We start from the raw sequence: 19,265 nt of genomic DNA on the forward strand, positions 1-19,265 counted from the left end.
CATCGTGGCGGCGCGGTAAAACCCTTTCCTGTCTGATTTCTATGACTTTGCTGCCATGACGACTCTGATTTGCGACTGCAACCGCACCATGCCACTGGCCGTCGACGAGTTGGGCAGAGCGTTGGGCGAGCCCTTGGCGCCTCATTCTCTGCTCTGCCGTAGCCAGGCGGGTGATTTCCAGCAAGCGATTCGTGGTACGGATCCGGTGATCGTGGCCTGTACCCAGGAAACGCGCCTGTTTGGTGAACTGGCCCGTACGACCGAAGGGGCCATTGCCCCGGTGCGCTTTGTCAATATCCGTGAAACGGGCGGCTGGAGCCGCGACGCCAGTCAGGCGATGCCTAAACTGGCCGCGTTGCTGGCCGCGGCGCATTTGCCCGATCCTGATCCCGTTGCCACTGTTACCTATCGCAGCGCGGGGCGTCTGTTGATTATTGGTCCGCTTGACCGGGCCGAGCAGGCCGCGGCCCTGCTGGATGATGTGCTGGAAATCACGTTATTTGCGCACGGCCAACACCATGCGGGCGGCTCCCAAGTCCGTCAGTATCCTGTGCTGGCAGGCAAACTGGATCATTTGGACGGGCGGTTGGGGGCTTTTGAGCTGTCCTGGACGCAGAGCAATCCGATTGATCTGGATCTGTGTACGCGTTGCAATGCCTGCGTGGCAGCTTGTCCCGAGGGGGCCATCGGTCTGGATTATCAAGTAGACCTTGACCGTTGTTCGTCGCATCGAAGTTGTACGGCATCCTGTACGGTGGCGGGCGCAATCGATTTTCAGCGTCCGCCCAGGCAACTGATCGAAACGTTCGACTTGGTGCTGGATTTGGGCACAACGCCGCAGTTTCGCCGTCACGCGCCGCCGCAGGGCTACTTTACCTGGCCGGATGGTGCGCCGAGTACGCTGCTGACATTGCGCGGGATGGTCGGCGAGTTCGAAAAGCCCAAGTTTTTTGAATACAAGCAGTCTCTCTGTACGCACAGCCGCAATGAAACCGTGGGCTGCCGGGCCTGTGTGGACGTCTGTTCGGCCGAGGCCATACGCAGCGACAAGCATCGTCAGCAGATTGTGGTCGATCCGCATTTATGTGTGGGATGCGGCGCCTGTACGACCGTGTGTCCGAGCGGCGCCATCTCTTACGCCTATCCACGCAACCCGGATCAGGGGTTGAAATTGCGCACCTTGCTGGGCACGTACGCACAAGCCGGTGGGCGCGACGCCACCCTGCTGCTGCACAGCCAGCAAGGCGGACAACAACTGGTCGAAGCGCTAGGCCGTGCCGCGCAATTGAAACAGGCACAGGGCGTACCCGCTAACGTGATTCCGGTTCCCTTATGGCATACCGCCGGTGTGGGCGCCGATCTCTGGCTGTCGGCGGTCGCGTTTGGCGCGACGCAGGTGGTGGTGCTGTTGACGGACGAAGAGGCACCTCAATACAAGGAGGCTCTGCGCGCACAAATGGACATTGCGCAAAGCATTCTGAATGGGCTGGGTTATAGGGGCCAACATTTGCACTTGCTGTATGCCACGACGCCTGACGCGCTGGATGCCGCCCTGAAAACGGTCGCGAGCCAACGTCCCCAGGGGCCTGGCCAGCCGGCCCGTTTTGCGGTCGCCCCGGAAAAGCGGGCGACGCTTAGCTTGGCACTGGATCATTTGATTGCGCTGGCGCCTGGCCCGTTGCCCGACGCGATCGACCTGCCTGCCGGCGAGCCTGGCAGCGGTGCGCCGTTTGGGGCCGTGGCAGTCAATGCCGATACCTGTACGCTGTGCATGAGTTGCGTGAGCGCCTGCCCGGCCAACGCGTTGCAAGACAATCCGCAATTACCGCAGTTGCGTTTCATCGAAAAGAACTGCGTGCAGTGTGGTTTGTGCGAGAAGACTTGCCCGGAAGACGCGATAGCGTTGGTGCCGCGTTTGCTGCTGTCCGAGCGGCGCAAGGAAACCGTGGTGCTCAATGAGGCTCAGCCGTTTCATTGCGTACGGTGCAACAAGCCCTTTGGCACGCAAAAGGGCGTCGAAGCGATGTTGCATCGGCTGGGGGGGCACGCCATGTTTCAGGGGGCGGGGCTGGAACGTCTGAAAATGTGCGGCGATTGCCGTGTTATCGACCTGTATTCATCGTCCGACGAAGCACGGATCACTGACCTATGACGAATATCCCGCCTGCCATGACTGCATCTGCCAATCACGACGAAGACTTTGCCCGGGCGGAGATTTATAGCCTGTTGGCGCAGTTGTTCTATGCACCGCCTGCTGCGGAATTGCTGGCGCAGTTGCGCGGTGCGGCGGATGCCCCGCCGGACAGCACATTGGCACCCTCGTGGAGTGCGCTACAAGCCTGTGCGCGTGAACTGGAGGTGTCCGCGATACAAGCCGAGCACGACGCATTGTTTGGCGGTGTCGGAAAGCCCGATGTCTATCTGTTCGGGTCTCATTATCTGGCGGGTTTTCTGAACGAAAAACCGCTGGTTCGTTTACGCGATGACCTCGCGGCCCTGGGATTGGCGCGTGATCCGGCTATGCCGGAAACGGAAGACCATATTGCGTATTTGTGCGAGGTCATGCGTTTTTTGATCATCGGTACAGACGCTGAAACGTCAAATTTGGTTCAGCAACGGGACTTTTTCTCGGCACACATTCGGCCCTGGGCGGATGATTTGTGCGCTGCGGTGGTGCAACAACCGGCTGCGCGATTTTATGCGCGGTTGGCAGAATTTTTCCGTGATTTCAAGAATATAGAAGCGCAGGGCTTCGATATGTTGTCCTGACTGAGAGCCTCGCCAGCTCGCTTGTTATGTTGCGTTGTTAATAGCCATACCTACTTAATGGGAATTGGCCCTTTACCTTTTCTCGGGGTACAGTATGCAAAGTGTTTCATATCTAGTTGCCCCGGAGGGGATCGTCATGTCACAAAAGAACCCTCGACTCTCGCGTCGGACGTTTTTGGCAGGCGCCGCGACAGTAGGCGCCGCGGCCGCTAGTGCGGCCATGCTGCCAGAGTCCCGCCAAGCCGCTCAAACCGCAACGGATGCCAAGCCGATTCCCAAGAGTGGGGGGGGTTACCACCTGAGCGAACACGTCAAACGCTATTACAAAACCACGCTCGTCTGACGGAGTAAGGCATGTTACTTACTAAAAAAACTGCTGCCGCGAGCGATAACGCGGCCGAATCAAATTTCGTGCAAAGCCTGCGCCGGGGCTTGTCGCAGGCTTTGCCGACGATGGATCGCCGCTCGTTTTTGCGTCGTTCGGGTATCGGAGTGGGTGCCGGCCTGGCTGCTGCGCCGTTGGCCTTGGTGCGCCGGGCCGATGCCGCTGAAACCCAAGAAATCTTGGTCGGCAAGACTAAAACTTCCGTCCGGCGTACCGTCTGTACGCACTGTTCTGTGGGCTGTGCGGTCGATGCCGTGGTGGAAAACGGTGTCTGGGTGCGCCAAGAGCCCGTGTTTGATTCCCCCATCAACCTGGGGGCACATTGTGCCAAAGGTGCCGCCGTACGCGAACACGGTCATGGCGAGCATCGCCTGCGTTACCCGATGAAGCTGGTCAATGGCAAGTACGAGCGCATCAGTTGGGACACGGCATTGACCGAAATTTCCGCTCAGTTGATGAAGCTCAGCAAGGAGAGCGGGCCAGATTCCGTCTACTGGATCGGGTCGTCCAAGCACAACAACGAGCAGTCGTACCTGTTTCGCAAGTTTGTCAGCTATTTCGGCAGCAATAACTGTGATCACCAGGCACGTATTTGTCACTCCACAACGGTGGCGGGAGTGGCCAATACCTGGGGTTACGGTGCCATGACCAACTCGTACAACGACATGCAGAATTCCAAAGTCGCTTTGTACATTGGTTCGAACGCGGCCGAAGCGCACCCCGTGTCGATGCTGCACATGCTGCATGCCAAGGAAACGGGCTGCAAGATGATCGTGGTGGATCCGCGTTTTACGCGGACCGCCGCGAAGGCAGATAGGCACGTCCGCATTCGTTCGGGTACGGACGTCGCGTTTTTGTTCGGTCTGCTGTATCACATCTTTAAGAATGGTTGGGAAGATCAGGCCTATATCGATGCCCGCGTCTATGGCATGGATCAAGTCAAGGCCGACGTGTTGGAAAAGTGGACCCCGGAAAAGGTGCTCGATGTGTGCGGTGTCGACGAAGACACCATGTTCAGCGTGGCCAAGACGATGCATGAAAATCGCCCGGGTACGTTGGTGTGGTGCATGGGGCAGACCCAGCACTCCATCGGTAACGCCATGGTGCGTGCCTCCTGTATCGTGCAGTTGGCCTTGGGCAATATCGGCAGATCGGGCGGAGGCGCCAATATTTTCCGCGGCCACGACAACGTGCAAGGCGCGACCGATGTCGGTCCCAATCCGGACTCATTGCCCGGCTACTACGGCTTGACCGAAGGTTCGTGGAAACACTTTGCGAATGCCTGGGGTGTTGACTACGAATGGATCAAGAGCCGCTATGCCTCGCCTGAGTTGATGACCAAACCCGGCATCACCGTCTCGCGATGGATCGACGGTGTGTTGGAAGACCCCGAGGTCTTGGATCAACCCACCAACCTCAAGGCCGTCATCTATTGGGGGCATGCGCCCAACTCACAGACGCGCGGCCTGGAGATGAAGCGGGCGATGGACAAGCTGGACCTGCTGGTCGTAGTGGATCCTTATCCTTCTGCCACCGCCGCGATGGCCGCCATGCCTGGCAAACCCGAAGACCTCAATCCCAATCGGGCGGTGTACTTGTTGCCGGCCGCCACGCAGTTTGAGACCAGTGGCTCGTGTACCGCGTCGAACCGTTCTTTGCAGTGGCGTGAAAAGGTCATTGAACCCCTGTGGGAAAGCCGCAGCGATCACATGATCATGTATCAGCTGGCTGAAAAACTCGGCTTTGGCAAAGAGTTCGTCAAGAACTACGAGCTGCAAAAAGTCAAGGGCATGGACGAGCCGGTGATCGAGGATGTGCTGCGCGAGATGAATGCCTGTTGCTGGACGATTGGCTACACCGGCCAAAGCCCCGAACGCCTGAAAGCACATATGCGCAATATGCATGTGTTCGATGTGAAGACCTTGCGTGCCAAGGGCGGCAAAGACGCCGAAACCGGTTACGACTTGACGGGTGATTATTTCGGTTTGCCATGGCCCTGTTGGGGCACGCCCGAGATGAAGCATCCGGGCACGGCCAATCTGTATGACACCAGCTTGAACGTGATGGATGGCGGTGGCAACTTCCGGGCGAACTTTGGCGTGGAACGCGACGGCGTCAGCTTGCTGGCCGAAGACGGCTCACATTCCAAGGGCGCGGATCTGACGACGGGTTATCCGGAGTTCGATCACGTGCTGCTCAAGAAACTGGGATGGTGGAATGAACTGACCGATGCGGAGAAAAAGGCGGCTGACGGCAAAAACTGGAAAACAGATTCCTCCGGCGGCATCATCCGCGTGGTCATGAAAAACCACGGCTGCTATCCGTTTGGTAATGCCAAGGCGCGGGCGGTGGTGTGGAACTTCCCCGATCCGATTCCGCAACATCGCGAGCCTATCTATGGCACGCGGCCGGATCTGGTCGCCAAGTATCCTTCGCACAAAGACTTGAAGACATTCTGGCGCATGCCGACGCTTTATACGTCGTTGCAGCAAAAGAACGTGGCAGACAAACTCTATGAGAAATTCCCGATCATTCTGACGTCGGGGCGTCTTGTCGAGTACGAGGGGGGGGGTGACGAAACACGTTCCAATCCGTGGTTGGCCGAGTTGCAGCAAGAGGCCTTTGTCGAGATCAACCCCAAGGCCGCTGCCGATCGCGGCATTCAGAATGGCGATCGGGTATGGTTGCAGACCCCCACCGGCGCGCGTTTGAATGTGCAGGCGCTGGTGACCGAGCGGGTCGGTCCCGACACGGCGTTTATGCCATTTCACTTTGCAGGTCATTGGCAGGGAGTGGACATGTTAGCGAGTTACCCGGAAGGCGCCGCACCGATTGTGCGTGGCGAAGCGGTCAATACCGGCACCACGTACGGCTACGATTCCGTGACGATGATGCAGGAAACCAAGACCACGATCTGCAATATCGCAAAGGCTTGAGGAGATCGCCATGGCGAGAATGAAATTTGTCTGTGACGCAGAACGTTGTATTGAGTGCAATAGCTGCGTCACGGCTTGCAAGAACGAACACGAAATTCCCTGGGGAGTGAACCGCCGTCGCGTGGTGACCTTGAATGACGGTGTGCCCGGCGAAAAGTCCATCTCGGTGGCCTGTATGCATTGCAGTGATGCGCCGTGCATGGCCGTGTGCCCGGTGAATTGTTTTTATCGCACCGAAGAAGGTGTGGTGCTGCATAACAAGGATACCTGCATCGGTTGTGGTTATTGCTCGTACGCCTGTCCGTTCGGCGCGCCGCAGTTTCCATCCGAAGGGGCCTTTGGCGTGCGCGGCAAAATGGACAAATGCACGTTCTGTGCGGGTGGTCCCGAGGAGCACGGCAGCGAAGCCGAGTTTGAGAAATACGGCCGCAATCGTCTCGCCGAAGGCAAGTTGCCGGCCTGTGCGGAAATGTGTTCCACCAAGGCGTTGTTGGCAGGCGATGGCGACGTGGTGGCGGACATTTTCCGTACTCGCGTCGTGCAGCGTGGCAAGGGTGCCGAGGTATGGGGCTGGGGAACGGCTTATGGGTCGCAGCAAGCCGGACAACCGCCGGCGCAACAGCAACCCGCACCTGACGCAAAGAGCAAGCCATGAGTACGCGTACGGGGTTCTTCGTGATGTGTGTCCTGGCGCTATCGGCTTGCTCGGAGCCTTCGCAGGAGTTGACGTCTGACTCAAGCCAGGGCAAGCCCGAGTACGCCGGTACGGGTAGTAATTTTGTAGCGCCCGGCTGGACGCAGGGAGACAAGGCCAGTTGGACGAGCGAGCTGAAAAAGCGGACTCAGCTCGGACAGAACGAATACAACAAAATTCACTGACCGGAGGCTGCCATGGTACGGTCATTCTTCACAGCCCGTTGGGGGGCATTCTGCACGGCACTGTTGATGGTCGCCGTGTTGTTCGCCCCTGCGGCGGCGCAGCAGGCTACGCCCGCGGGCGGCGGTCTGGGTGGCATTCAGAGCGCCAATATTTTTGAGGTCAAGCCCGATGCCAATGAGCTGCCCGGCTATGCCGAGCAGACTAATGCCGAACGTACCAAGGTACAACCTGGCAATAACGCACCGGTATGGCGCCAGGTGAATTCCGGAGAGCCGGGGTATAGCAGCCTGCCACGCAGCCAGGCGCCCGAGGCGGGCGTGTTGATCCAACGCTTTGTCCAGTATCCAGGCTCGCAGTACACCACTGCCGGTGAGGCGTGGCGTCAGGTGCGCAATCATTGGCTGGTGCCTTATGGCGGCGCGTTACTGCTGATTGCCTTTGTGGCGATTGCCTTGTTTTATCTGGCCAAAGGGCCGATCAAGGTGCACGGTGCCGAAACCGGCCGCAAGATCGAGCGCTTTACCTATTTTGAGCGTGCGGCGCATTGGGTGAATGCGACAGCGTTTGTCATCCTGGCCCTGTCCGGCATCGTGATGGCCTTCGGCAAGTTCTTCATGTTGCCGTGGATGGGTAGCGCTATCTTCGGCAGCGTCACCTGGTTCCTGAAAACCGCGCACAATTTCGTTGGCCCCGTGTTTGCCGTGTCGTTGATCGTGGTGCTGATCACCTTTGCCAAGGACAACGTCTGGCGGCGTTACGATTGGACGTGGATACGCAAGGGCGGTGGATTGTTGCGGCCCCAGCATGTGCCATCGGGCCGTTTCAATGCCGGCGAGAAAATCATGTTCTGGGTCGGCATGCTGTTGCTGGGTGTGGTGGTCGTGGTGTCGGGCTTGTTCCTGGACCGTGTCGTGCCAGGGCTGATGTATACGCGCGGCAATATGCAGATCGCCCACATGGTTCACGCGGTGTCAGTGATACTGATGATGTGCATGTTGCTGGGGCATATTTATCTGGGCACCATCGGAATGAAAGGCGCGTACAAGGCCATGAAAACCGGGTACGTCGATGAAACCTGGGCCCGTGAACACCACGATGTCTGGTATGACGATATCAAGTCGGGCAAGGTCCCCGCGCAACGCACTACCCACCGGGCGTCGAAGGGACGTAGTCAAGCGTTGGTACGGCCGACATCCGGTTCGCATTGAGTCAGACGATCATGCGCAAAGTGGCCTTGCACGGTGGTCCGAGCCATGATTGCCATGGAAGGAGAAGACGCATGAAGACGAGATTCGCAATAGGGTCACTGGCGCTGATTGTGCTTGGCGCACGTGCAGCCTGGGCCGCGCCCAGTCCCGACGATCAGGCCAAGGCCGCCGAGGCTAAAGCCAAGGCGGCGTGGACCACCAAGGTGACGGCGTACAAGCTGTGTGCGTCGCAGGACAAGGTGGTCGAGCAATATCGAGCGCGTCTGACGGCGGACGGTAAGACTGCGCCGGAGCCCGTGGCCACGCCTGCCTGTACCGACCCAGGCCCGTTTGCCTATGCACCGGAAGCATCGACGCAATCTCGCGAAGATTCCGGCGCACACTCGCCGGCCGAAACGGCTAAGCAGCCGCCCAGCTCGGCACAACCCGAGAGTGCGGGTAAGCAACAGCCCAAGTGACCGTGCCTCGTGCATTGCCTCGACTGACGCAAGCAAGCGCGCCGTTGACACGCGAAGTCAGCGTCGTCAACGAGCATGGTTCGATCGAGACCGTGTCCATCCCTGCAGAGCGTCCGTTGACCATTTATGTCGACCGACGCGAGGTCGTTACGCTGATGACCCTGGGTGCCATGCCCGAGTTATTGGTGCTGGGGTATTTGCGTAATCAGCGACTCATTCGCGATGCCGAGGATGTGCTATCCATCATGGTCGATTGGGAGGTCAACGCCGCCGCGGTTGAGACCCGTGACGGTATTACTGACATTGAGGCGCGTACCTCCCAGCGCGTGGTGACAACGGGTTGTGGTCAAGGCAGCGTATTTGGTGGCCTGATGGAAGAGTTGGATCAAATTCAGCTCGCCGCGCAGGCGCATGTGACGCAGGCCGAGTTATATGGCCTGCTCAGTGCCATCCGCCTGCAGGAAACGACCTATAAATCCGCGGGATCCGTGCATGGCTGTGCGCTGTTCCGGGGCGCGGAGATGTTGATGTTTGTCGAAGATGTCGGTCGCCATAACGCGATTGATACGCTGGCGGGCTGGATGTGGATGCAGCCCCAGGACGAACAGCGCGGGGACGACAAGATCTTCTATACGACGGGCAGACTGACGAGCGAGATGATCATGAAGTCCGCGCAGATGGGTGTGCCGATCGTGGTGTCGCGCAGCGGTATGACCCAGATGGGGTACGAGATAGCCGGTCAATTGGGCTTGTGTGCGATTGGTCGGGCGGTCAATCGGCATTTCGTTTGCTATACCGCGCCAGAGCGGCTGATATTGCAGCCGGAGCTCGCGGCGTCGCGTGTGGCCGCGCAGAGCGGGTAGTAGCCGTTCGCGGTCTTGTTTGTCCGATCGCATTATTGACGGGCAGAGCGCTTGGCCCGTATTTTTGATCGTTGTGGTTTCTGTGTGGGAAACGTCCACCACGGCAACACGCGCCGCATGGACAGCACCTGACCGCTTTGCAGTGGTTCATAGCCTGGCATCGCTGACAGTGTGGCTTGCCATTGCGGGCTGCGCAGGATGGAGAGCAGGGCCTGAGTCGAGGGCTGATCCAACGTTGATTTCAGGCAGACCAGAAAGTAATTTTCTTGCACCAGCGGGATGAAATCCAGCGCATGTCCCCGTACCGCGGGTTCGATACCCAAGCCAGCGTCAGCGTGGCCGCCTGCAATTGCATGGGCCACTGCATTATGTGAGGGCTCGGTGCGTTCGTATCCGGGTATCGTCGAGCCGAGTATGCCGGCTTGCTCCAACAGTTCGTCGAATAGCGTGCGGGTGCCCGTACCTAATGCACGATTCACATAACGCACGCCGGGACGGCGCAAGTCGGCCAGTGTGGTCACGTTCTTGGGGTTGCCGCGCGCGACGATCAGGCCCTGGCTGCGTTGGGCAAAGCCGATGATCTTGTGCAGTCCAGGCTTGAGCAAGGGCTTGTAGATACGCTCGGTCAGCGAGCCCGGCACCGGATCCTGACGCGTATGAAAGCCGGCAATGACGCAACGGCCTTCGTTCAGTCCCCGGATCGCGTCGACGCTACCGGTATAGCTGATATCCAGATAGAGCTGCTTGCTGGCTACGGCATGCTCGTGCAGCGCACCCAAGGCTTGGTCATGGCTGGCGTACAGCGGCACGACATGGGCGGCGTCATCAAATGCCATGGCGAACGCACGTTCCAGGTCAGCGCGCAGGGCGTTGATTTGCGGAGCCAGTCGTGCCTGGGCCTGGCGTTCGGCCCACAATAGCTTTTCGCCGAACTCGTTCAGCCGCGCGGGTTGGCCTTTGTCCCAGACAATCAGTGTACGGCCCAGGATCTGCTCCCAGCGTTTGAGCTCGCCCCAGACATGGCGGTACGACAGGCCCAGTGCCTTGGCGGCGCCCGAGATCGAGCCGTGTTGGCGCACGGCGAACAGTAAGTCCATCAGCGCGTTGCCAATGGTCGCGGGAGCGGCCGAGGTGGCGCCCACTTGATAGGAAAGGTCGATTCGATGCACGGCGGAAGTATGCCCTAAATGCCGATTCTGAACTGTTATCTTCGACGAAATGACGGTTCCTATGCAAATCTATTCATATGGTTAGCTGCAGTCGGGTGGGATACGCTCTGGGCATTGCCGCATAGGTCGATATGTTTATTTGCATGCTTCGGATTGGCCTCGGATTGAGGCCATGATTCGGTCTCGACTGTGTGTCAGACCGTGCGGCCAAGAATAAGGCTAGACATTGCCATGTTGTACATCCCTCGCACTGTTTGACTGCTTCCTTCCCTGAAGGAAAGGGATTCCCACTTCACAGAACCGAGCCGTTGCGCATCAACACTCATGCACTCAGGTCTTACCGTTTCTCCAAGGGCTAACACCGCCAGCCCGGCGGCTAATACGTTATGCGCTGCGTTGAGGTCACGGTCGTGGTCTGTGCCGCATTTGAGGCAGGACCAGCGCCGCACGTTCAACGGCAGCTTAGGTAACACGTGCCCGCAAGCGTGGCAGCGCTTGCTGGAGGGGTACCAGCGATCCACCCGCACGACGTCTCGTCCGACCCAACGTGCTTTGTACTCAAGCTGTCTCACGAACTCCGCCCACCCGGCATCGCCGATGGATTTAGCAAGACAGCGGTTTTTCTGCATATTTGACACAGACAAGCTTTCTACGGCGATCACTTGGTTTTCGTGGATCAACCGGGTGGAGAGCTGGTGCAGGAAATCCCTGCGGGTGTCTGTGATCTTCGCATGCAGTTTGGCGACTTTTAGCTTGGCCTTGGCACGACGGGCCGATCCGCGTTGTTTCCTGGCCAAGCGGCGTTGCAGCTTGGCCAACTTGGCTTCATGTTGTCGAAAGACCTGTGGCGCATTGATTTTTTCTCCGGTTGAGAGGGTCGCAAAATGAGTCAATCCCAGGTCAATGCCGATACAGCTCGACGTCGGGGGTTTCTGCACCACAACGTCGTCGCACAGCAGGCTGACAAAATATCGTCCTGCGGAGTCTTTGCTGACGGTGACGGTAGTGACCTTCGCAGCCTTCGGAATCTGACGGGACCAACGAATCGGGAGCGCCTCGCGCATCTTCGCCAATTTGAGCGACCGACCACCCCAGCGAAAGGCACTGGCGGTGTATTCGGCCGATTGCGGACCGTCTTTGCGTTTGAATCGCGCATATCCCGTGCGTTTCGCGAAGAAATTAACGAACGCCGTTTGCAAATGGCGCAGCGTTTGTTGCAGGGGAACACTACTGACCTCGTTCAACCAGGCATAGTCCGGCGTCTTTTTCAGCGCCGTCAGTGCAGCCGAGGTCGCGTGATACCCCAGGCGCTCTTGCCGCTGGGCCCAAGCCGTCGAACGAAGATTAAGCATGTGGTTATAGACCATACGCACACAGCCAAACGTACGAGCCAGCGTAGTCGCTTGCTCGGGCGTGGGATAGAACCGGAATCGGTAGGCACGTTTGGTTTGCATACCCAAGATACTATCCACACCAAACCAAATAACGGGATATTCATCCAGCCATCGACTCAAATCAGACCAATCCTGCAGCCTGACGGCTGCGCTCCTTTCCTCCCCGGCATGAATGCCGAGGTTTCTCGGAGCAAATGATGAACACGCTCTCTGAAAGTGTCACGACCGCTTTTGCGCTGATTGCCTCGGCCGATTCGGTGTTGCTATCCATTGTGTGGCGCTCGCTCGCCGTGAGTGCGTGTGCCTGCGTGTTGGCGTGCGGAGTGGGGATGGCGGCGGGGGCGTGGCTGGCGACCGCGCATTTTCGTGGTCGTGGCATGGTGTTGGTCTTGCTGAATACGTCGCTGGCGTTGCCGTCTGTCGTAGTGGGGCTGGTGGTGTATCTATTGTTGTCGCATTCCGGTCCGTTGGGATTTTTGGGTTGGTTGTTTTCGTTTAAGGCCATGGTGTTGGCCCAAGCCGTGCTGGTCTGTCCCGTCGTGACGGCGCTGGTACGTCAAACCATTGCCGATGCGGAACGGCATCATGGCGAGCAACTGCGCTCGTTGCGCGCGAGATCGTGGTTGCGCGGATTGTTGCTGCTATGGGATGAGCGTTTTACGTTGCTGACGATTGTGATTGCTGGATTTGGCCGGGCGATTTCGGAGGTAGGAGCGGTGATGATCGTGGGCGGCAATATCGAGGGCTATACGCGCGTGATGACCACCGCCATTGCGCTGGAAACGAGCAAGGGCGATTTGCCGTTGGCGCTGGCGTTAGGGATGTTATTGCTGTGTGTCGTGCTGTTGTTGAATCTGCTGGCTGCGGTGGTGCGGCGTTGGCGTGAGCGTCGTGACGCCGGGCTATCCGGCTTATTTGGTGCGGCGGGGGCCAGCGCATGACGATCGTGCCACTACCTACTACGCTGTTTGAGTTACGTGACGTCGACGTGGATTTTGGCAACGTGCCTGCGTTGCGCAAGGTGTCGTTGACGATACGCGCGGGTGAGTGTGTGGCGTTAGTGGGGGCAAATGGCAGCGGCAAGAGCACGTTGCTGCGTTTGCTGCATTGTTTATTACAACCTACGCGCGGTCAGGCTTTCTGTGTGGCGCGTAAGCGTCAGGCGATGTTGTTTCAGCAGCCGTACTTGTTGCGCACGTCAGTCTTGAACAATGTGGCTTTGGGGTTGTGGTTGCGCGGGACACGTTGGCGTGAGGCACGTGCGCAGGCCAGACCCGCGCTGGCGCGGGTGGGCATGGAAGCACTCGCCACGCGTAGCGCGAAGGCGCTCTCAGGGGGGCAGCAGCAGCGATTGGCCATGGCGCGTGCCTGGGCACTGAATCCCGAGGTGTTGTTATTGGATGAGCCCACGGCCAGTTTGGATCCCAACGCCAAACGTGAGGTCGAGCAAATGATGGACGATTTTGTTCGGGCCGGCGACCTCTGCGACGGACTGGCGAGTGCACAACATACCATGGCAGGTTCACCTGCCATGGTGTTCAGTAGTCACAACCTGGGGCAGGTCAAGCGACTGGCGCGGCGCGTGATTTATTTAGAGCGCGGTCACGTGATCGCGGATTTGTCGGTCGATGATTTTTTCTATGGTTCATTGCCCGAGGCAGCCAGCTTGTTTCTGAAAGGAGAACGCATATTATGAAACTCTCTACACGTTTGTGGCGCATGGCGGTACCCGTGCTGTTGACGGCCGCCGCACTGGCAGCCCCCGTGGCCCATGCGGAAACCATCGTCATGGCCTCGACGACCTCTACCGAGCAGTCGGGCTTGTTCTCGCATCTGTTGCCTGCCTTTAAAGAAGCTAGCGGCATTGATATCAAAGTGGTCGCGCAGGGCACGGGCCAGGCACTGGATACGGCGCGTCGCGGTGATGCCGATGTGCTGTTCGTGCACGACCAAGTGGCCGAAGAGAAATTCGTGGCCGAGGGCTTCGCCACGAAACGCTATCCCGTCATGTACAACGATTTCGTGTTGATTGGTCCTGATAAGGATCCGGCGGGCATCAAGGGCGACGACATCGTTCAGGCCTTGGGCAAGTTGGCCAAGGAGAATGCCGATTTTGTGTCGCGTGGCGACAAGAGCGGCACGAATGCGGCAGAGTTGCGTTTCTGGAAGGCCGCTGGCGTCGAGGACAAGGGCAAGGGCTACAAAGCCTGTGGTTGCGGCATGGGGCCGGCACTGAACATCGCGTCCTCGACAGGGGCCTATGTGCTGTCGGATCGTGGGACCTGGCTCAACTTTAAGAATCCCGGCAGCCTGCAGATCCTGGTCGAAGGCGACAAGCGCCTGTTCAACCAGTATGGCGTGATGGTCGTGAATCCCGCCAAGTTTTCGCACGTTAAAGCGAAAGAAGCCCAGCAGTTTGTGGATTGGGTGACCTCGAAAGCAGGGCAAGACACGATTGCCAGCTACAAGGTCAATGGCCAGCAGTTGTTTTTCCCGAACGCGGAAAAGTAAAAAGCCAGGGAGGCCCGAGCGTATTCGCTGGGGCCTTATTCCTGTGCGCTTTCAACCACCATGTCCAGCACATAGGCATAGCGCGATGCATCGGCAGGTACTTGTGCGCGCTCGTAGCGCTTAATGCGTAGTACATTGCGTACGCCAGGTTGATGGACATACCCTTCGATCTCGTTGTAAAAGGCCTGCCAGTCTCCCTGGCCAGTCTTGATGCCCGTGGCGTCGTATTGAATCTCGCGCACATTCAGGCATTGCATGTTGGGGATAAGCGGGTGCGAGCACGCTACGCGTTGCGAAGCAACTTCCAGAAACTGAATTTCGCCAGTGCTGCCGTAGCGGGTTGCGTCGGTGGGCGTACCGGCCAGAGTCCATTGCGCACCATCTGTAAAGCCGAGTGTTAACCGAGGTCCTGTTGAGCTTTCGCTGATTTTCCAGACGGTGGCTTGTGGCAGGCGCTGACCGACGGCTTGTTCGTACTGCATGACCCCTTCGTCGTTGCAGGCCATCATGGTGCCTACGATAGAAGAGATGGTAATTTTATTTGTGTCGACGCTATAGCTTCCGCCCAGGCGGTTGCACAAGCCGGACACAGACAAGCGCTGGTCGCTGAAGTCCAGGCGCAAGGGTGCTCCGCCACGTGTTTTGGGAGGCACCCATGTGGTTTGCTCGGCGCCGCTGGCGTCGCGCGCTTCGGCCAAATCCCAGTGATAGGCCGATAGGGTGGCCGGTGCAGTCGTTGCGGCATCGGACATGGGCGTATGGGAGGATGACGGCGTGTTGGCATTCATGGCGCAAGCGCTCAGTGTGCTTACCGTGGCGGCAAGTAAAAAGCGCAAGAGTAAAGGTTTCATCTAGTTTGATCTCAAGTGGTTTTCCAGACGCCCGAGCTACCTCGTCGGTGACTGCCCATGAGATGAGTGTCTATCATCCCCGTGGCCTCCATCAGCGCATGCATGGTCGTCGGCCCGACAAAGGAAAAACCGCGTTTACGCAGGGCTTTGCTTAAGGCGGTGGACGCCTCGGATAGGGTGGGGATTTCTTCCAGTGTGCTCGGCGCGGGGGTTTCCGCAGGCTGAAACGACCAGATGAACTCCACCAATCCGCCATCGGCCCGCAACGCGATGGTGGCTGCGGCGTTATTGATGGTGGCCAGGATTTTCGCCCGGTTGCGCACAATGCCGCTATCGGCCATCAGCCGTTCGACGTCCCGCGGCGTAAATGTCGCTACGACGTCCGGATCAAACTGGCGAAATGCGGCGCGAAACGCCTCGCGTTTGCGCAGAATGGTTGCCCACGAGAGACCTGACTGAAAGCACTCGAGACTCAGGCGTTCGAACAAACCGTGTTCGTCACGCACGGGCATACCCCATTCCGTGTCGTAGTAATGTCGCAATAAGGGGTCTTGCGCAGCCCAGGGAGGGCGTGCCAGTCCGTCTTCGCCGATGATGACGGCAGCGGGTGAGTTCATGGGATCTCCGCGGAAAGGGATGTCGTGATGATACGCGGGTACATGGACGCGTGCGGGCGTGGTTGCCAAGGGCCAGGTCCCCTTAGTTACGGCATCGGGGCACGGTATTCTAGCTTTAGCAGTAGTGCTTTGGCCTGCAAGCCCCCCGCGAACCCGGTCAAGTCGCCCGAGCTGCCCACGACGCGATGGCAAGGCGTCACGATCGAAATCGGATTGCGTCCATTGGCGGCACCGATGGCACGTACGGCCTTGGGCCGGCCGACTTGAATGGCGATATCGCGATAGCTGCGGGTTTGGCCGTACGGGATGGTCAGCAGGGCGGCCCAGACTTGCTTTTGGAATGTCGTACCGGAGAACGTCAGGGGTAGATCAAAGTGCTCGCGCCGGCCGGCGAAGTATTCCGCCAGTTGTCGTTCGGTTGCGATCAGAACGGGGTGTTGCGCATCTTCGACCATCGGCCCCATACGGACACGACCTGGCCGCTCGTTTTCCCACAGAATGGCGGCGAGCGCCGAGCCCTGGGCGACAAGCGTCAACTCGCCCACCGGCGAGGCGATGGTTTTGCAGGTGTAGGACATGAGGAGGGCTCCTTTCACGATAGTGGTGAAGTGTAGAGTCTTGACGACGGATGGCGTTTGGGCGGACGTACGGGGCGATTACAGGCCCCCAGTGTAGAAATAAAGTGGTCGATGTCGCACTCGTGTTCTTGCGCTTGAATTTTCGTCATGAGTCTTGGCGTGAAAAGTGGTGGTGCACCGGCAGGCATAGGGCAATTACACGCGAAATCCGTCGGGTGCCGGGTGTCACTGTTCGTAGAACCCGCAGTGTGGTAACTGCGAATATCGCGGGACAGGGGTGACGCGTACGCTTACATTTCTTGCATACGCATCCAGGAGCCCGTCTTGCGTGAAACACTTGATTGCGCTGTTCTGATGACCCCCGGCCACACGGTGTGGGCGCAGGATTGGGTCGACAGTCACCATGGTCAATTTGGCCGTTTGCGATTACATGTCCAGGATTTGGCCAGCCTGGCGCCCGGGGTGCCTGACGCGCAACAGTTGTCGTGTGCGCAACTGGCCTTGCGTCGCTTTGATGGTTGTGTTTTGCCGGTGGCGCCCTCGTCGTTGTCGTGGGCCCGCACGTTGTTGGCCAACGCCGAAACCGGACCACGCATTCCCCTGGTGGCTGTCGTTTTTGATATCACCGCACCCGCTATCCTGGATTTACTGTCGTTGGGGGTGGCCGACTTTGTCCGGGCGCCCGTGTGTCTTGATGAATTGCGGGCACGCCTGGTGCGCCTGCATCGCGAGGCTCGGCCTCGTGTCCCGCTGAGGGGTCGGGACGTTCCCCCGGTTGTGCCGTTGTCGGGGGCTCCCTATGCAGGCGCGCCAGGGGGGGTACCGATGTCCGTCAACGAGCCCTTGTTTCCGTACCGCCAATTGGGTGCCAGCCATCCCTTTGCATCCGACGCAAAATGCGATCCTGCTGTGACGACAAGTGGCATCATGAGCCTTCACCGGCAATCCGACGAGTCGTTTCGGCAAGCCAAGGCACGCGTCGTAGATGGCTTCGAGCAAGCCTACTTGCGTCGTGCGCTAGCACACCATGCAGGCAATGTCGCTCAGGCGGCTCGTGCCTCCAGCAAACATCGGCGCGCATTTTGGGCATTAATGCGCAAGCATCGTATCGACGCCGCCCACTACCGTAATCACACATCTTTGCCCGAGCCGCCGGCCTGATTCGGTGACGCTGGCGTCTCCATGAGACTGCACCCATTTTCGTCGCGCTCGTTGATTCCGCTGAGGCAGTAAAATCACGGCTTCCGATACCGAAGGATCGCTGTGTCTGCTGCTCCCCTTAAGAACGACGTTTTTCTGCGCGCGTTGTTGCGCCAGCCCGTACCCTATACCCCCATTTGGCTGATGCGTCAGGCGGGGCGCTATCTGCCGGAGTACAACGCGACGCGTGCTCGGGCGGGCTCGTTCATGGGATTGGCCCAAAATCCGGATTATGCGGCAGAGGTCACGTTGCAGCCATTGGCGCGCTATGACCTGGACGCCGCTATCCTGTTTTCCGACATCTTGACCGTGCCGCACGCGATGGGCTTGGGCCTGGACTTCGCGCCGGGCGAAGGACCGCGCTTCGCGCGACCGCTGCGCACCGAGCAAGACGTAGCCCAGCTTGCCGTGCCGGACATGGATTCACTGCGTTATGTATTTGATGCGGTATCGGTGATCCGTCGCGAACTGGACGGCAAGGTTCCCTTGATCGGTTTTGCGGGCAGCCCCTGGACCATTGCCTGTTATATGGTAGAGGGCGGTGGCAGTGCCGATTATCGGTTGATCAAAACGATGCTGTACGCCCGGCCGGATTTGTTGCACCGCATCTTGGAAATCAATGCGCAAGCAACTCAGCAATACTTGAATGCACAGATTCAGGCGGGCGCTCAGGCGATCATGTTGTTCGACAGTTGGGGCGGAGTGTTGGCCGACGGCCTGTTCCAGCAGTTTTCATTGGCCTATACCCGCAAGGTTGTGTCGGGCCTGATCCGGGAGCACGAGGGGCGTGCGGTGCCTGTCATCGTATTCACCAAGGGTGGCGGGCTCTGGCTTGAGGACATTGCAGCTTGTGGTTGCGATGCCATGGGCCTGGACTGGACGGTCAACCTGGGACACGCCCGCCAACGCACCGGCGATGCTGTGGCGTTGCAGGGCAATATTGATCCCATGACGTTGTTTGGCGGCAGCGCCGCGATACGTGCCGAAGCCCGCCGCACGCTGGATGCCTTTGGCCCTGTCGGTCAAGGGGGGCATGTGTTCAATTTAGGGCACGGCATTTCCCAATACACCCCTCCAGAGGCCGTCCTGGAGTTGGTGGACGAGGTCCACACATACAGTCGTTCGCTGCACGGCTAAGTAAGTGTCCGCTAGCGTGCACGGCTTGATTCGACGGCTGCCAGGATCGACTTGTGCACAGCAGCGAAAGCAGTTAGTACGGGATAGCAAACTTTGGGTTGATTCTGGAATGTTTTTATAACTATATGAATTTAAAGTAAAAATAAAAAGTCAATAGCATTTCAGCCAAAATTTTTTTCTTAGAAGGCTTGACACGACGTGAGGCTGTTGAATGTTTTCCCCAAAGTTATCCACAGGCTGTGCCGTGACTATTATTTCACGCCGAATTGACAATCTGTTAGCCGAAAAACCGAGAATTCACTTTAACTT

General features: G+C 58.6%; 19 protein-coding genes. 14 read left to right on the forward strand and 5 right to left on the reverse strand.

Annotation, left to right across the window (positions count from 1 at the left end):
• Nucleotides 1-55 precede the first annotated feature (55 nt).
• The 9 genes from ACYVDM_RS19020 (at nt 56) to ACYVDM_RS19060 (ending at nt 9,499) form a co-directional block, all read left to right on the forward strand.
• Complete coding sequence (locus ACYVDM_RS19020) at nt 56-2,152, forward strand: 4Fe-4S binding protein (RefSeq protein WP_415787744.1); 2,097 nt, start codon at nt 56-58, stop codon at nt 2,150-2,152.
• On the forward strand, nt 2,149-2,769 hold the full coding sequence (locus ACYVDM_RS19025; protein ID WP_415787746.1) for a TorD/DmsD family molecular chaperone: 621 nt from the start codon (nt 2,149-2,151) through the stop codon (nt 2,767-2,769). Before ACYVDM_RS19020 ends, ACYVDM_RS19025 begins: the two co-directional genes overlap by 4 nt.
• Nucleotides 2,770-2,905: 136 nt before the next feature.
• Nucleotides 2,906-3,112, forward strand: coding sequence for a twin-arginine translocation signal domain-containing protein (locus ACYVDM_RS19030; protein ID WP_460475442.1), 207 nt, complete (start codon nt 2,906-2,908; stop codon nt 3,110-3,112).
• A gap of 11 nt (nt 3,113-3,123) precedes the next feature.
• Nucleotides 3,124-6,090, forward strand: a complete 2,967-nt coding sequence (locus ACYVDM_RS19035; RefSeq protein ID WP_415787748.1) for a formate dehydrogenase subunit alpha — start codon at nt 3,124-3,126, stop codon at nt 6,088-6,090.
• Between the two features lie 10 nt (nt 6,091-6,100).
• Complete coding sequence (fdh3B, locus tag ACYVDM_RS19040; RefSeq protein WP_415787750.1) at nt 6,101-6,745, forward strand: formate dehydrogenase FDH3 subunit beta; 645 nt, start codon at nt 6,101-6,103, stop codon at nt 6,743-6,745.
• Nucleotides 6,742-6,969, forward strand: coding sequence for a hypothetical protein (locus ACYVDM_RS19045; RefSeq protein ID WP_415787753.1), 228 nt, complete (start codon nt 6,742-6,744; stop codon nt 6,967-6,969). Before fdh3B ends, ACYVDM_RS19045 begins: the two co-directional genes overlap by 4 nt.
• Before the next feature lie 12 nt (nt 6,970-6,981).
• Nucleotides 6,982-8,178 (forward strand): formate dehydrogenase subunit gamma, encoded by a 1,197-nt coding sequence (locus tag ACYVDM_RS19050; RefSeq protein WP_415787755.1) that lies wholly within the window; start codon nt 6,982-6,984, stop codon nt 8,176-8,178.
• Between the two features lie 71 nt (nt 8,179-8,249).
• A complete protein-coding gene (locus ACYVDM_RS19055; RefSeq protein WP_415787757.1) occupies nt 8,250-8,636 on the forward strand; it encodes a hypothetical protein in 387 nt (128 codons plus the stop codon).
• The gene (locus ACYVDM_RS19060; RefSeq protein WP_415787759.1) at nt 8,633-9,499 is read left to right on the forward strand and encodes a formate dehydrogenase accessory sulfurtransferase FdhD; all 867 of its coding nucleotides are present in this window, start codon (nt 8,633-8,635) and stop codon (nt 9,497-9,499) included. Before ACYVDM_RS19055 ends, ACYVDM_RS19060 begins: the two co-directional genes overlap by 4 nt.
• A 32-nt stretch (nt 9,500-9,531) precedes the next feature.
• Here ACYVDM_RS19060 and ACYVDM_RS19065 read toward each other — a convergent pair whose 3' ends face one another.
• Together ACYVDM_RS19065 and ACYVDM_RS19070 are read right to left on the reverse strand one after the other, a co-directional pair.
• Complete coding sequence (locus ACYVDM_RS19065) at nt 9,532-10,668, reverse strand: substrate-binding domain-containing protein (RefSeq protein ID WP_415787761.1); 1,137 nt, start codon at nt 10,666-10,668, stop codon at nt 9,532-9,534.
• A gap of 194 nt (nt 10,669-10,862) precedes the next feature.
• Nucleotides 10,863-12,122 carry an RNA-guided endonuclease TnpB family protein gene (locus ACYVDM_RS19070; protein ID WP_415787763.1) on the reverse strand — a complete coding sequence of 420 codons (1,260 nt, stop codon included), beginning with the start codon at nt 12,120-12,122 and terminating at the stop codon, nt 10,863-10,865.
• Nucleotides 12,123-12,259: 137 nt separating this feature from the next.
• On the opposite strand from ACYVDM_RS19070, the gene ACYVDM_RS19075 reads away from it, so the two are divergent.
• The 3 genes from ACYVDM_RS19075 to ACYVDM_RS19085 are packed head-to-tail and all read left to right on the forward strand — an operon-like array spanning nt 12,260 to nt 14,573.
• Complete coding sequence (locus ACYVDM_RS19075) at nt 12,260-13,003, forward strand: ABC transporter permease (protein WP_415787765.1); 744 nt, start codon at nt 12,260-12,262, stop codon at nt 13,001-13,003.
• A complete protein-coding gene (locus ACYVDM_RS19080; RefSeq protein WP_415787767.1) occupies nt 13,000-13,758 on the forward strand; it encodes an ATP-binding cassette domain-containing protein in 759 nt (252 codons plus the stop codon). The genes ACYVDM_RS19075 and ACYVDM_RS19080 overlap by 4 nt, the downstream gene beginning before the upstream one ends.
• Nucleotides 13,755-14,573 (forward strand): ABC transporter substrate-binding protein, encoded by an 819-nt coding sequence (locus tag ACYVDM_RS19085; RefSeq protein WP_415787769.1) that lies wholly within the window; start codon nt 13,755-13,757, stop codon nt 14,571-14,573. The genes ACYVDM_RS19080 and ACYVDM_RS19085 overlap by 4 nt, the downstream gene beginning before the upstream one ends.
• A gap of 35 nt (nt 14,574-14,608) precedes the next feature.
• Here the strand turns inward: ACYVDM_RS19085 and ACYVDM_RS19090 are convergent, their stop codons facing one another.
• The 3 genes from ACYVDM_RS19090 to ACYVDM_RS19100 form a co-directional block, all read right to left on the reverse strand.
• Entirely contained in the window at nt 14,609-15,424 is an 816-nt protein-coding gene (locus tag ACYVDM_RS19090) for a DUF4377 domain-containing protein (RefSeq protein ID WP_415787771.1), read from the reverse strand.
• Between the two features lie 11 nt (nt 15,425-15,435).
• Nucleotides 15,436-16,041 carry a DNA-3-methyladenine glycosylase I gene (locus tag ACYVDM_RS19095; RefSeq protein ID WP_415787773.1) on the reverse strand — a complete coding sequence of 202 codons (606 nt, stop codon included), beginning with the start codon at nt 16,039-16,041 and terminating at the stop codon, nt 15,436-15,438.
• An 86-nt stretch (nt 16,042-16,127) separates the two neighbouring features.
• On the reverse strand, nt 16,128-16,619 hold the full coding sequence (locus ACYVDM_RS19100) for a methylated-DNA--[protein]-cysteine S-methyltransferase (protein ID WP_415787775.1): 492 nt from the start codon (nt 16,617-16,619) through the stop codon (nt 16,128-16,130).
• Between the two features lie 324 nt (nt 16,620-16,943).
• Here ACYVDM_RS19100 and ACYVDM_RS19105 point away from each other — a divergent pair, with 324 nt between their 5' ends.
• Together ACYVDM_RS19105 and hemE are read left to right on the forward strand one after the other, a co-directional pair.
• Entirely contained in the window at nt 16,944-17,780 is an 837-nt protein-coding gene (locus ACYVDM_RS19105) for a hypothetical protein (protein WP_415787777.1), read from the forward strand.
• 102 nt (nt 17,781-17,882) lie between these two features.
• Nucleotides 17,883-18,956, forward strand: a complete 1,074-nt coding sequence (hemE, locus tag ACYVDM_RS19110; protein ID WP_415787779.1) for a uroporphyrinogen decarboxylase — start codon at nt 17,883-17,885, stop codon at nt 18,954-18,956.
• The last annotated feature ends 309 nt before the right edge of the window (nt 18,957-19,265 follow it).

The organism is Bordetella tumulicola, assembly GCF_054779135.1.

Bases quoted from the DNA above. Each gene is read 5' to 3' on its own strand.
- ACYVDM_RS19020 (WP_415787744.1), top strand. From the start codon at position 56: ATGACGACTCTGATTTGCGACTGCAACCGCACCATGCCACTGGCCGTC.
- ACYVDM_RS19025 (WP_415787746.1), top strand. From the start codon at position 2,149: ATGACGAATATCCCGCCTGCCATGACTGCATCTGCCAATCACGACGAA.
- ACYVDM_RS19030 (WP_460475442.1), top strand. From the start codon at position 2,906: ATGTCACAAAAGAACCCTCGACTCTCGCGTCGGACGTTTTTGGCAGGC.
- ACYVDM_RS19035 (WP_415787748.1), top strand. From the start codon at position 3,124: ATGTTACTTACTAAAAAAACTGCTGCCGCGAGCGATAACGCGGCCGAA.
- fdh3B (WP_415787750.1), top strand. From the start codon at position 6,101: ATGGCGAGAATGAAATTTGTCTGTGACGCAGAACGTTGTATTGAGTGC.
- ACYVDM_RS19045 (WP_415787753.1), top strand. From the start codon at position 6,742: ATGAGTACGCGTACGGGGTTCTTCGTGATGTGTGTCCTGGCGCTATCG.
- ACYVDM_RS19050 (WP_415787755.1), top strand. From the start codon at position 6,982: ATGGTACGGTCATTCTTCACAGCCCGTTGGGGGGCATTCTGCACGGCA.
- ACYVDM_RS19055 (WP_415787757.1), top strand. From the start codon at position 8,250: ATGAAGACGAGATTCGCAATAGGGTCACTGGCGCTGATTGTGCTTGGC.
- ACYVDM_RS19070 (WP_415787763.1), bottom strand. From the start codon at position 12,122: ATGCAAACCAAACGTGCCTACCGATTCCGGTTCTATCCCACGCCCGAG.
- ACYVDM_RS19075 (WP_415787765.1), top strand. From the start codon at position 12,260: ATGAACACGCTCTCTGAAAGTGTCACGACCGCTTTTGCGCTGATTGCC.
- ACYVDM_RS19080 (WP_415787767.1), top strand. From the start codon at position 13,000: ATGACGATCGTGCCACTACCTACTACGCTGTTTGAGTTACGTGACGTC.
- ACYVDM_RS19085 (WP_415787769.1), top strand. From the start codon at position 13,755: ATGAAACTCTCTACACGTTTGTGGCGCATGGCGGTACCCGTGCTGTTG.
- ACYVDM_RS19090 (WP_415787771.1), bottom strand. From the start codon at position 15,424: ATGAAACCTTTACTCTTGCGCTTTTTACTTGCCGCCACGGTAAGCACA.
- ACYVDM_RS19095 (WP_415787773.1), bottom strand. From the start codon at position 16,041: ATGAACTCACCCGCTGCCGTCATCATCGGCGAAGACGGACTGGCACGC.
- ACYVDM_RS19100 (WP_415787775.1), bottom strand. From the start codon at position 16,619: ATGTCCTACACCTGCAAAACCATCGCCTCGCCGGTGGGCGAGTTGACG.